Genomic DNA, 11,965 nt, shown 5'->3' on the forward strand with positions numbered 1-11,965 from the left:
GGTCCACGGCTGGGAGGACCAGCGTTGGACACTGGCCCGGGTGAAGACGCTTGTCGGGCGGTTGTTCCACGTGACCTACACCGTCGAGGGGACATAGGCCCTGCTCAAGCGCCCCAGCACCCCCGCCGCCGACGTCGCCGAAGCCGCGATCGGCTGACCGTTACGCCCGAAGTCCCACGACCGGCAGCCAGGACGAAGGTGTCGACGTCGACCTCGACGGGTAGCGAGTTCGCTGCGCCGCCGCCCCTGGTCGTGTCTGCCGGGCGGGGGCGGGGTTTCTCCGGGTGGTTTCGTCAGGGGGGTGGTTGTGATGGAAGTTCCTGCGGCGCCGCCGGCGTGCTGCCTGTGGTGTCCCAGCTGGTGGCGTAGTGGGTGAGAGCTGCTCGTAGGCGGTTGGTTTCGGGGGTGTCGGGTAGGCGGAGCCTGCGGCGGGCGAGGTCGGCGGTGGCGGGGCCGCCCGTGCCGACCGCGGCGATCTGTCGGCCGCGCTCATCCGCCCCGACGGCATCGTCGCCTGGGCCGCCGCCCCGGGCCTGCCCCCTGCGGACACCGCAGCTCTGGCGACCGCGCCGCGCACCTGGCTCGGCAAACCGCCCACACGTATGACGAACGGCCAACAAGGTGAACCTGGTCAACCTGAAGGCAGGAAAAGCATCGGACAAACCAGGGGGGAGGTCTGATTGTGTGCGATCCACTCTGACGGTCGGTTCGGCACAGATCTGCCCTGATGCTGCCGAAAGGCCGTCCCGCCTCCGCACCGGCAAAACATCCGAGGAGCAGGAACGACGATGGCGCCCGATCCGACAATCGCCCAGGTGACCATGACCCTGGCTGCCCTTGCAGCCACCGGGGCCACCCCGCGTCCGTCCGGGGAAACCCTGGAGCAGCAGACCGAACGAATCATCACCGGCATCAACGCGCAACTGCGCGATCCCAGCCTTGCGACGCAGAACGCGTGGAAGCTGGTGTGGCTCGCCCTGAGCGAGGGCAACGCCAATATGGCCTACATCGCACAGAGCACCAACGGCTCGAACGAGTTCGCCGTGGTCGCTCGCGGAACGGACGCTGATCTGATCGACATCCTCCAGGACCTCGACGTCGGCACGGTCGTCCCGTTCCCCGAGAGCGGATCGCCGAAGCCCATCGCCGTTTCCAAGGGGGCGATGGATGCGTTCAAACGGGTTGTCAACGCCCGCTCGATCGCCTCACCCTCCCCGAACGTCACGCTCGCTCAGGCGCTCGCCGTCGCGCTCAAGGCGGCGCCCTCCTCGCCGCAGCCGACCGTCTATCTGACCGGTCACAGCCTGGGCGGTTGCATCGCCACCATGCTCGCGCCGTACCTGCAGGCACAGACCTGGCCGAAACAGCCGAAGTTCGCGGTGATCACCTATGCCGCTCCCACCGCCGGCGTGCAGAGCTTCGTCGACTACTTCAACTCCGTGCCGTGGGTCATCGACGAGCGCCAGAACAACGCCTACGACCTGGTACCGCACGCGTGGGCCGATCTCGACATCACCGCCGGCTGGTACCCGAGCCCGGGACCGCAGGCGACCGAAGAAGTGAAGCTGCTCATCGGGGCGATCTCCGAGCGCACCAAGGGCAACGTCTACGTCCAGCCCGGCACGCTCTGCCTGATGAACACCGGATACACGAGCCTTGACAAGAGCCTGGTCAACAAGACCACCCAGGACTTCCTCGGCCAGGTCGCGTTCCAGCACGCCAACTCCACCTACCTGGACCTGGTGGGGGCGCCTGACGTCCCTTCCCCGCCGGTGGTGACCGACGTGAGCCCCACCTTCGGCGCACCAGGCGACACGGTGACCATCAACGGCACCGGCTTCAGTCAGGACAGCATGGTCGACTTCGGCCACTTCGCCTGCACCAAACGCGACGTCGACCCCTCCGGCATCAGGATCACCGCTCAGGTCCCCAACGGAACCGGCGTCGTCCACGTCCGCGTCACCAACACCCTCGGCACCTCCCCGGCCGTCGCGATGGGGCAGTTCGCCTATGGCGGACCCGCACCTGTGGTGGTCAGTGGGGTCAGTCCGAACAACGGAAAGGTCGGTACCCCGGTCACCATCAGCGGCTCGGGCTTCGCCGATGGCGCCACCGTGCATTTCAAGGACAAGGCATCCGATTCGGTCAGGTTCGTCTCCACCGGCCAGATCATCGCAACCGCGCCCGGTCTGCTCGACGACCACCAGACGGTGAACATCACCGTGACGGTCGGCAAGGCCACCTCTCCCACCAGCCCGGCCGACGAGTTCACCTACACCGGACGGTAGCGTCCGCACGCCCCGTTCCCGGGATCGCCCTTCGAGCAGCCCCTGGCCCCTGCCGGCGAGCAGGCCACGGAGCTGTGCGGCACAGCCGAGCAGCTGCCGGGCCACCAGGTGCCCGGAACCCCCGGAGAGACCGGGACCGGGATGAGTCGAGGCACCGATGTGCCAGAGCCCGGGTACCGCGCTGCGGCGCGGCTCGACGACAGCCCCGGCCGCCGGATCAGGTGCTGGTCGGTCGGCGCAGCCGCCGTAGGGGTCGCCGCGGACGGCGTTGCGGTCGGCCGCGGCGACCCCCGCCGGACCGACCGCACTTCACCGGGTCACCAGGGCGCACAGACCCGGGGCATGCGCCTCGGTCCGGCCGAGCATCCGCTCCACACAGCCCGCGACCAGCCGCTCGTCGCCCCACCCCGCCGAGAGGTCCAGCTCGCCCGCGGCATCGGACGACGGCGCGGACGGAACCTCCTGGAGCTGCACCCAGAGCGCGGCGCGGCCCGGCGCGACCCGTGAGGGGTCCAGTACGTGCTGCTGGCTCACCACGACCGGCCGTCGTCGGCAACGAGCTCCTGAACGGCGGTGGCATAGCCCAGCTATACGAGGCGTACGGCGGCCCCAGTACCCGCAGCCACCCGAATCGGCATCGACTCGCTCGGCGCCGTGCGTGCAGTGCGGGCAGCCGTCCGTCTACCGGGCTCAGGGCCTGCCGACGCACCTGGGCGGGTTCTGCCGCCCCGGCGTCGTCCCGGCCGCCCCGCAGTCCGCCCCCACCGTGGTGCCGCCGGAGCCGGCCGCCTTGGTCGCTCCGGTCGCCGTGCCCCGCCAGGCCGCCCCCGCGGCCGGTCCGGTGGCTGCGCCGCGCCGTCCCGGGTCGTCGCGTCCGGCCGTCGGGTCGTCGTCGCGGGCGCGCAAGGCCCCGGTGAAGACGGTGGCCAAGGCTGAGGGGCCGTCCGACTGGGAGGCCGCGGCCGCCGCGCGTTTCCCGGCCGGCCCGCTCGCGGTGCTTGACGTCGCCTCGTCTGGCAAGGCCCTGGTGGCCTACCTCGCCGACGGCACCCCCGCGCCGACCGCGCCGGGCGGTCGCACGCTCGCCGACGTCGTGGAGTGGGCGCTGGAGGTGAAGCTGGGTTCGCCGCGGCTGCACCGGCACGGCAAGGACGGCGACGCTCTGGTCGTCCTCACCGACGCCGCCCTGGCGGAGCTCGGCCTGCCCCCGCTCGGGCGGGACGAGAAGGCCGAGTTCGTCCAGCGTCTCGGCCAGCTGCCGAAGAACCACAAGGCCGTCAAGGCGCTCGAGCAGGCCGGCTGGCTGCTCACCCAGCGCGGCCTGGGCTCCTGGGCGAGGATCTACCGCACGCCCGAGGACGGCAAGCGGGTGTGCGTGCAGCTGTGCATCCCCGCCTGGGGCGCACTCGCGTCGGGCGGCTGGCAGATCCCCGACGGCCTCGCCGTCCCCGGCCTGGCCCGCCTCCTCGGCACCTACGCCACCCGCGTCCTCACTCCCCGCGGCTCCACCGCCGTCTCCGGCCTCGAACTCGTCACCGCGCTGCGCCCGCCGACCCGGGCGGTGCGCACCGAGGCCGGCTGGACGTCCGGGCCGGTGGAGGGCTCCCGGCCCAAGGACGGCTTCGACCCGGCGCCGCCGGAGGTCCAGGACGTGCACCCGCTCGCCCAGGACCGGGAGCCGGGCGGCGAGCTGGTCACCGAGGCGTGGGACTGGCACCGCGAGCTCATCGACCAGGAGGCCGCGGCGCCGTACGCGGTCGGCCTCGATGTGAACATGGACTTCCTCGCCGCCGCAGGCCGCTTGGCCCTTCCGCTCAGCGAGCCGGTCCACGAGCTGAACCCGGCCTTCGACAAGCGCATCCCCGACTCCTGGCTGGTCGACCTCTCCCACGTGGCCACCGACCCGCTACTGCCGAGCCCGTTCACCGCGGACAGCTCCCGGCCGACCGGCCCCGCCTGGTACAGCACGGTGAAACTGGCCTACGCCCTGGAACTCGGCGCCCAGGTCCGCCCGCTGGAGGGCTGGCTGCGGCACGAGCACGGCCCGTACCTGGACCCGTGGCACAAGCGCCTCCGGGCGGCGTACCTGGACACGATGGCCGCTCTCGACGTGCCGCTGGATCTGGCCGACCGCGACCCGCTGGCGTTCCTCGACGCCATGGCCGCCCTCAAGGCGACCGGCGACCCCGCCGAGCTGGCGGTGCTGACCGCCATCAAGCAGACCGCCAAGGGCACCATCGGCAAGTTCCGCGAGCGCCCGCGCGGACACGGCTACAAGCCCGGCGAGCGCTGGGCCGCCCTGGAGCGGCCGACCTGGGACCCGCTGATGCGCGCCCTGGTCATCGACACCGCCACCATCAACTTCCACCGCAAGCTGCGCCGCATGGCCGGCGACACCGGCCTGCACGCCTTCGCCGTGCTGTCCGACTGCGCAGTCTTCGCCGCCCCTGGCCCCGGCGCCCTCGACGTCCTCACCAAGCCCGACGGCACCCTCACCACCTCGCTGCGCCTGGGGGTGTCGCCGGGGATGGTGAAGTTCGAGGGCTCCCGGCCGATGCCGGAGGTGCTGGAGATGATCGCCGACGGAGCCAATCCGGCCCGGCACATGAAGGCCGGCGGCCTGGTGTCCGCCGACGAGTAGCCGACTTCTCCGCGCGGCCCGCCGGCATCCGGCCGGCGGGCCGCCCACCACGCGACGCCGTCCCGGCCGGGACGGCAGCAAGGACCTGATGCCCCGTGGGGGAGATCGACGAGGGCCTGGAGCGCGCTGAGCGCACCCGCCCGATCCCGCAGTCCACCGTCGCCCGGATGCGCTTCCTGCTCAAGGGCGCCAAGGGCTCTACCAAGCAGCTCGCCGCCGACCTCGGCGTCAGCCAGCGCACTGTGCAACGCTGGCTCAAGGGCCAGGGCACCCCGAAGCCGGCCGCCGCCAAGGCCATCGAGACCAAGGTCCGTGCCGCCTGGCAGCCGCGGGTGCGGGCGCGGGTGCGCCGCGACGCCGAGAAGAACGGCTTCACCCTGCACATGCAGGCCTCGTTCGGCTACAGCGCGGCGGCCGGCTCCACCGACGACCCCCGCCGGCGCCCAATCATGCAGAAGATGCCCGGCGAGGTCGCCCAGTGCCTCTACGCCGCTCGTGACGCCGGAGCCAGCCAGGCCGAGCAGGAGAAGATCCTCGCCGAGGCCCTCGGCGAGCACTACTTCCGACAGGGCGGCCGCGCCCGGGGCCTGGACGTCGAGCTGAACGACATCGCCTGGATGGACCTGGAGCTGTAGGACCACCTCTCCGGCGGCCCCGTGTCGCCGAAATGTGGCTGAGCGTTTCAGTTGGCGGATGAGTGCTGGAGTTGGCGGGTGAGCTTTCCGGTTGGCGCTGTGGGGGCGGGCGCTGGCCTCTGTCGTACGGCGGGGAGCTCGCCGATGACCGCTGCTCCGCGATCGGCGAGGCCCACATCGCTCGCCTCGCCGGGTCACTCCTCTTCCCTGGCCAACGCACACCATGAGCAGCCGCCTGCGCGGGACGAGTCGTCGCGTTCCGTACAGGGCGCGGAGACGGTGGCAAGGGCGTGTGGCGAACAGTTCGCAACCGCAGTGATTCTGTCGGACTACCGGCTTGTGTACGTGCTTCCGAGCGCTCTTACCCCGTCGGGCGCTCCGCACTGATTCTGGTTGCCGGCCAGGTCGCCGGTGAACGGTGGCCCTCGGCCTCCCCTGCGAGCGTGTTCCTACGAGAGGAAACCTGTGGCCATCGGAATCCGGTTGCCCCGCGGCTTCGCCGTCCTGGGCGCAGCCCTGCTCGCCGCCGCCGCCGTTCCGCTGACGGCGTCCAGCGCCGCGGCGGTGTCCCCCATCTGCCTGAGCGGCAAGCTCCAGTACGACTACCAGTCGGCCGAAGCCGGCACGGGCAAGCCCACGCTGACCAAGCCGGTCCGCAACGCGAACGTCCAGCTGTGGGGCATGGAGAAGTCCACCGACACCCCGCGCCAGCTCACCGCCGACTACCAGTACACCGGCGTCGACGACGGCGGCTTCAACCTCTGCTACACGCCCACCTCCACCACCTCGATGAGCAGCATGTGGGTGCGGTTCAGCACCGAGAGCACCAGGCTGTGGAAGGTCAGCGACGGCAACGGCACCCTGTACACCGTGAACTCGCCGACCTTGACCAACGTCGCCGCCAGTACCTCCCTCGGCACGCTCAAGCCGTCCGCCGGCACCGCCCGGGCCTGGCACGCCTTCGACACCGTCAACCTCCTGTGGTGGAACCGCAACAACCTCACCAGCGACTGCTGGTCCTCCCACGAGGCGAACAGCAACGCCTGCACCGAACTCAACATCCAGTGGACCGCCAACTCGGTCGACGGCCCGTACTACGACCTGGCCAACACCGTGCACCTCTCCGCCGCCGACCCCGACTCCGAGCACACCGTGCTCCACGAGGCCGGCCACTTCCTCATGCAGCGTCTGTACAACGGATGGTGGCCGAACGTCGCCAACTGCAACCCGCACTACATCGACAAGGCCAGCTCCGGCAGCTGCGCCTGGGTGGAAGGCTTCGCCGACTCCACCGCCGCCTACCTCCTCGGCGACTACCGCTACGTCTGGCCCGACGGCGGCAGCTACGCCTTCACCTACACCACCGGCTGGCACACCGGGGACCAGGTCCAGGGCAACGTGGACGGTTCGCTGCTCGACCTGTGGAAGAACGTCGACGGCGGCTGGAACGGCACCATCGCGCTGATGACCGCGCACACCCAGTCCACCTTCGCGGACTACTTCAAGGCCGGTCGGCCCGCTGCCAACCCCCCGCTCTCCACCACCGGAAGCGCGCTCACCTACCTGGCCGCCCACGCCATCAACTACGGCCCCACGATCGTGAGTGACGGCCGAACCCACGTCCTCACCAACGGCGGCGGCCTGGCCCTGGAACGTGCCGACCAGTGCGGCGCCTCCGGCAGCTCCCCCGCCATCCTCACCACCTACGACTCCACGCGCGCCAAGCAGCGGTGGACGCTGAGGGCATACCCGAACGGCACCGTGAAGCTCATCGACGGCTGCCCGGACGCCCTCGTGCTGACCGCGCCCACCACCGCCGGCGCCCAGGCGACCCTGCGGGCCGTCAACTCCTCCAACCCGTGGCAGGACTGGCAGGTCACCCAGAACGGCAGCGGCACCTACACGATCACCAACCCGGCGACCGGATACTCCCTCGACAGCGCCTCCGTCACCATCGGCGCCGCCGTCACCGCCAACCCGGCCGGTAACGCCAACACCCAGAACTGGGCCGCCCTCACCTGACACCCGGCAGCGCGTCGGCGCTCCCGCAGCCCCCGGTCGCGGGAGCGCCCCTCACCCGCCAGCACACGAACCCGCCGTGGCAACGAACCTCCACCATGATGACCCCCAGCGCCCTGACCATGACCTCAGCACGGATGCGGACAGACTCCTTCCCAGGCCCTCAACGGCCAGGTCCTCGTCGACCCAAGGTGCGCCCACCGGCCAGACCCGCGCCCAGTCGAGGCCGGCCTCGAACCACACGTCCGAGACTGACCAGATCATGCCGAGCTGCTCCAGCGTGTCGATCCGGTGTCGCGCCAGTTCGCTGCTACTGGGCCTGGGGCCAGGTCGACGCCGACGGCCACCAGGAGCACGACGGCCAGGGCGGCGGAGTGGTCACCGTGCTGATGGTCGGTCCGCACCTGTAGGCGTGCCGACCGGCCGGCCGTGATCGGTCCGCACCGGACGCTGCCGTGACGGGCCGGGCGCGGGCGTGTGCGGGCCGGCACCCGGGCAGGCTGCGGGTCCGGCCGGCCGTCGGGGGCCGTTCCCCGCGCCCGTGCGCGGCGGTAGCGTGCCGTGGGTGAGTGCGAATACTGGCGCGGCCATCCCGCGCACGACGTGGGAGCACTGTCTGAGCGCGGCCGACCAGCTGGTGCTGCGTCAGCCGCTGGCCGGGCGGGAGCAGCAGGAGCAGGTGGTGCTGTTGGCGGCCGTGCTCGCGGGCTGCGCGGACGCGGCCGGGCTGACCGGGTCCCGGGTGGCCGAGGTGCCGTTGGACGGCCTGGCGGGACTGCTCGACGCGGGGGCCCGGATCGCGGTGCGGGTCTGCCCGGCGCCGCCGGGACTCGGCGGCGAGCAGCGCGAGGCGCTGCTCGCCCTCGACCTCGCCGGGTTCCGCGATGTGCAGGCTGCGGCGCGGGAGGTGCTCGCCGTGCACCTGGCCGATGCCGGCGCCCGGGCGCGGACGGTGCGCGCGGCCGCCGGCGCCGCCCACCGTGCCCGGGTGCTGCACGGAGCGGCGCGGGCGCTCGGGATCGACGAGGAGGACTAGGACATGACCACCGCCGACGAGACGCTGAGGGTCCTGGCCGCCGTCGAGGCCGCCTGGACCGGCGATGCGGCCGCGCTGGAGGCCCTGGCGGTCACCGGGCCCGGCGAGCGGCCCCTTCCGGAGGCGATCGCGGCCTTCGCCGAGACCACGATGCAGACCCTCCTCGGCGTCGCCGCCGGCGTGCACGAGGGTTCCTCGCCCGCGGAGGTGGAGGCCGCCGTCGAGCGGCTGTGCGGCGAGGTCGGCACCCGCATGACCAAGGTGTGGGTACAGACCCTCGCCCGGTGGGCCGCCAGCCCCGGTCCCCGCACAGCCGAGGACCTGTGCCACGTACTGATCAGCGGGATCCTGGCGTTCACCGGCGACGGCACCGAAGCGGATGTACTGCCCCTGCTCGCCCAGCTGCGCGCGGCCACGCTGGCCCAGGGGAGGTGACGACCGCCGGCCCTGACGACTCGCCGTTGGTCAGGCCTGGCCCGGCAGCTCGACCTGGACGTGCCCTGCGCCTCCGACCCGGCCGGACTGGCCCGCTCCCTGGAGTACGTGATGGACGGCGAGACCGGCGGGCGGATGCCCCACCCGGCCCGCTGGGCGGGCGCCGAGCGCCTGGACGAAGCCGTTCGGGCGTGGCGGAACGCTCGCTGACCGTCAGCGGGCGGACACCAGCCTCCGGTACCTGCACCGCCGTTGTGGATGGCATGTTCGTGTCCGAGGAAACACAGGTCAAAGCCCTGGTCGCCGCCGATGTGCGGGTCTAGCATTCCCGGCACGGCGGCCCCGCCACAGCACCACCGGGCCGCTGAGCAGAGCAGTCGCGCCGTGACCCCGGCGCTGCTGGCCTCCCACCGGCCGGGCCCGCGGAACGTCCCCCCCTCGTTCCCCGGGGCCCGGCCGCCTGCGCCTCGTTCCCGCCCTGTCGGGCGCCCGGGCGGAAAGGGGCGGGTCTATGCCGCGTCCCTGCGACGGCGGGAGCGCGCGGCCTGCTGCATCTCGGCCTCGGCCAGGTGCCGGCGCCCGGCAGCGAGGTCGTGGCGAACCCGAGAGGGGATGGCTCCGAACGCCGGCCCCGATGACGGCAGCTCGTGTGGTCGGCCCCGCACGCGCGGGGATGGCTCAGGGAGGGAAGTCACGCACCACTCTCAGCAGGTACGGCCTGCCCGGTGACCGCGACGCCTTCGAGCAGGCCCTGGCCGCCGCCCTCGACGCCTCCCCGATCGGCGACCTCACCGCCGTCGCCGAAGTCATCGCCACCGACCGCCACCGCCTGGTCCTCCGCACCACCCCCGAGGCCCCTCGACAGCCGCATGCTCCGCCCCGGCACCGCCACCAGCCGTCCTGATCAGCCGAGGAGTCCAAGCACACCTGCTCGAACTCCTCGACATCGACGAAACCCGACACCGCTGGCTGGAGACCTGAAACCCCACCCGCGAAGTCACCGGCTAGTGCTGGGCGGTGTCAGTCGGGTGCCGCCACTTCCCGGAAGCGGCGGCTTCAAGGGGGCCGCACGCCGGTGGTCGGGGCGCCAGGTAGCGACCAGAGCGGCTGCCAGCAGTAGTTCGGCGATGTCGCCGCCGTAGTACATGATCTCGGCGCCTGCCTGGACCTGGTCGATGGGGGCGTGGATGTTGACCCAGAAGCCGCCGTACATCAGCTGGGAGATGACGGCGTGAGCGGCGATCGCGATGCCGAGGTAGACCAGCCGGGCGCGTACGCCCGGCCGTGTGGGGGCGGGGTCGGGGCCGGCGATGACGTAGGCGAACAAGCATCCGGACAGCAGGAAGTGCGCGTGCATCAGCCAGTGTGCGGTGTGGCTGTTCGTGGTCGCGTTGTAGAGGGGGGTGAAGTAGAGGACCGCGAGGCTGCCCGCAGACAGTGCCAGCGCGACCACCGGATGGGCGGTCACGCGGGCAGGCGGGCTGTGCAGCACGGTGGTCAGCCACCGTCCCCGGGCCGTGGGCAGGGTGCGCAGGAGGAGGGTGACGGGGGCGGCCAGGACGAGCGCGAGCGGCGCGTACATGCCGATGAGCATGTGTTGGGTCATGTGCCCGCGGAAGTCTTGGTGTGCGAAGGGGGCCACGGGCGGCAGCAGCGCGGCGCCAAGTAGGGCGATACCGGTCAGGCACCATGCGGTCCGCCATCGGTTCCAGCCCAAAACCGGGTTGCGGCGGCGTGCCCGGTGAGCGAGCAGCATGTAGGCGCCGGCGGCGGCCAGCAGGGCGAAGACGGGCAGCAGCCACTCCAGGAGGCCGCTGCCCGCGTCGTGCCCGTGTGCGGGCATGTCGTGGTCCATCAGGCTCGTCGGCCCTCGCGCGTGGTGGGGGCGTTGGGGTCGAAGGGCTGGCCGCTGCGCTGGAGCAGGTAGCCGCCGGCGACCAGCAGGGCGCCCAGGACGAGGAAGCCGATGTCCCACCAGACCTGGCCGTCTCCGGCGTAGACGTGGTGGATGCCGAGGATGTGGTGGTCCAGGACGCCTTCGACGAGGTTGAACAGGCCCCAGCCGACGAGCATCCAGCCCCACAGCACCCGGGAGGTCCATACCCGCAGCCGGTTGTGGGTGACCCGCGAGTACAGGATGGCGAGGCCGAGGAGGACTGCCAGCCAGCACACGGTGTGGAAGATGCCGTCCCACAGGGTGTTCATCTCCAGGCCGGAGACGGTGTGGGGGTTGTAGTACTTGACGCCGATGTGGTCCTCGTTGGTGCTGGAGAGCATGTGGTGCCACTGCAGCAGTTGGTGCAGCAGGATGCCGTCGAGGAAGCCGCCCATCCCCACACCGAGCACGATGCCCGGCAGCCGGATACTCGCTGGTTGTGAGACACCGGCTCGGGCCTCGTCCATCATGGTGGCCATCGCTCGTCTCCGCTCCTGGTTCTGGGTTGCCGGAAAAGTTCCTTCAGGGGGAGGTTCCCTTCCAGTTCGCCCTCACGCCGTGTGCGTCTCCGCCATCCGGCCCAGCTGTGCCCCGTGGAATCACCCCACGTCGTCGGCGTCCAGGGCACGCAGGGGCCGCATGCCGCCGGGCAGGTCGGGGAGCTGGAAGGAGTACCGGCCGAGGTTGATGTGGTGACGGACGAAGGGGGAGAGCCGGGCAGTGGTACCCCGCGTCGAGTAGCCGGCGAAGTCGGCCGGCTCGCCGTTGAAGTCGTCGAGGCCGGTCAGGGCGGGCAACAAGGGCATGATCGATTCTCTGTCGGTCAACCCGCCGGTCACCAAGAGGCGGATCGCGGCTGCTTGCGACATCGTCGCGCTCTTAGCTTGACTCTGTCGGGGATCTTGGTGTTCGGCTGCCTGTGATCACGGCGGTGCGTCAGTCTTGCGGGTGTACAAGGCCCGTGAGACTGGCGAG

At 71.5% G+C, this 11,965-nt stretch carries 12 protein-coding genes and 2 pseudogenes; 10 read left to right on the forward strand and 4 right to left on the reverse strand.

Features of this window, described 5'->3' with window-relative positions; translation table 11 throughout:
* The 3 genes and pseudogenes from ACIOJE_RS40605 to ACIOJE_RS40615 form a co-directional block, all read left to right on the forward strand.
* A pseudogene (locus tag ACIOJE_RS40605) lies at positions 1–94 on the forward strand (winged helix-turn-helix domain-containing protein); the annotation flags it as partial.
* A gap of 376 nt (positions 95–470) precedes the next feature.
* Positions 471–680, forward strand: a pseudogene (locus ACIOJE_RS40610) (hypothetical protein); the annotation flags it as partial.
* Positions 681–821: 141 nt separating this feature from the next.
* On the forward strand, positions 822–2,288 hold the full coding sequence (locus ACIOJE_RS40615; protein ID WP_400783657.1) for an IPT/TIG domain-containing protein: 1,467 nt from the start codon (positions 822–824) through the stop codon (positions 2,286–2,288).
* A 309-nt stretch (positions 2,289–2,597) separates the two neighbouring features.
* Here ACIOJE_RS40615 and ACIOJE_RS40620 read toward each other — a convergent pair whose 3' ends face one another.
* Positions 2,598–2,825 (reverse strand): hypothetical protein, encoded by a 228-nt coding sequence (locus tag ACIOJE_RS40620; RefSeq protein ID WP_400783639.1) that lies wholly within the window; start codon positions 2,823–2,825, stop codon positions 2,598–2,600.
* A 121-nt stretch (positions 2,826–2,946) separates the two neighbouring features.
* On the opposite strand from ACIOJE_RS40620, the gene tap reads away from it, so the two are divergent.
* The 7 genes from tap to ACIOJE_RS40655 all read left to right on the forward strand — a co-directional run bounded on the left by tap (position 2,947) and on the right by ACIOJE_RS40655 (position 9,958).
* Positions 2,947–4,929, forward strand: a complete 1,983-nt coding sequence (gene tap, locus ACIOJE_RS40625; protein WP_400783641.1) for a telomere-associated protein Tap — start codon at positions 2,947–2,949, stop codon at positions 4,927–4,929.
* A gap of 95 nt (positions 4,930–5,024) precedes the next feature.
* Positions 5,025–5,564, forward strand: coding sequence for a telomere-protecting terminal protein Tpg (gene tpg, locus ACIOJE_RS40630; protein WP_400783643.1), 540 nt, complete (start codon positions 5,025–5,027; stop codon positions 5,562–5,564).
* 465 nt (positions 5,565–6,029) lie between these two features.
* Positions 6,030–7,586, forward strand: a complete 1,557-nt coding sequence (locus ACIOJE_RS40635; RefSeq protein WP_280685165.1) for an RICIN domain-containing protein — start codon at positions 6,030–6,032, stop codon at positions 7,584–7,586.
* Positions 7,587–8,148: 562 nt separating this feature from the next.
* Positions 8,149–8,619, forward strand: a complete 471-nt coding sequence (locus ACIOJE_RS40640) for a hypothetical protein (RefSeq protein ID WP_400783646.1) — start codon at positions 8,149–8,151, stop codon at positions 8,617–8,619.
* Positions 8,620–8,622: 3 nt separating this feature from the next.
* Positions 8,623–9,054 carry a hypothetical protein gene (locus ACIOJE_RS40645; RefSeq protein WP_400783648.1) on the forward strand — a complete coding sequence of 144 codons (432 nt, stop codon included), beginning with the start codon at positions 8,623–8,625 and terminating at the stop codon, positions 9,052–9,054.
* A gap of 60 nt (positions 9,055–9,114) precedes the next feature.
* A complete protein-coding gene (locus ACIOJE_RS40650) occupies positions 9,115–9,264 on the forward strand; it encodes a hypothetical protein (RefSeq protein WP_280685162.1) in 150 nt (49 codons plus the stop codon).
* A 424-nt stretch (positions 9,265–9,688) separates the two neighbouring features.
* Entirely contained in the window at positions 9,689–9,958 is a 270-nt protein-coding gene (locus ACIOJE_RS40655; RefSeq protein WP_400783651.1) for a hypothetical protein, read from the forward strand.
* Positions 9,959–10,051: 93 nt separating this feature from the next.
* Here ACIOJE_RS40655 and ACIOJE_RS40660 read toward each other — a convergent pair whose 3' ends face one another.
* The 3 genes from ACIOJE_RS40660 to ACIOJE_RS40670 form a co-directional block, all read right to left on the reverse strand.
* Positions 10,052–10,897, reverse strand: coding sequence for a cytochrome c oxidase assembly protein (locus tag ACIOJE_RS40660; RefSeq protein ID WP_400783654.1), 846 nt, complete (start codon positions 10,895–10,897; stop codon positions 10,052–10,054).
* A gap of 11 nt (positions 10,898–10,908) precedes the next feature.
* Entirely contained in the window at positions 10,909–11,469 is a 561-nt protein-coding gene (locus ACIOJE_RS40665) for a DUF2243 domain-containing protein (protein WP_280685159.1), read from the reverse strand.
* 120 nt (positions 11,470–11,589) lie between these two features.
* Entirely contained in the window at positions 11,590–11,796 is a 207-nt protein-coding gene (locus ACIOJE_RS40670; RefSeq protein ID WP_400783660.1) for a hypothetical protein, read from the reverse strand.
* Positions 11,797–11,965: the final 169 nt, after the last annotated feature.

Origin of the sequence: Kitasatospora sp. NPDC087861, from assembly GCF_044742585.1 — a bacterium.
Lineage (GTDB): Bacteria > Actinomycetota > Actinomycetes > Streptomycetales > Streptomycetaceae > Kitasatospora.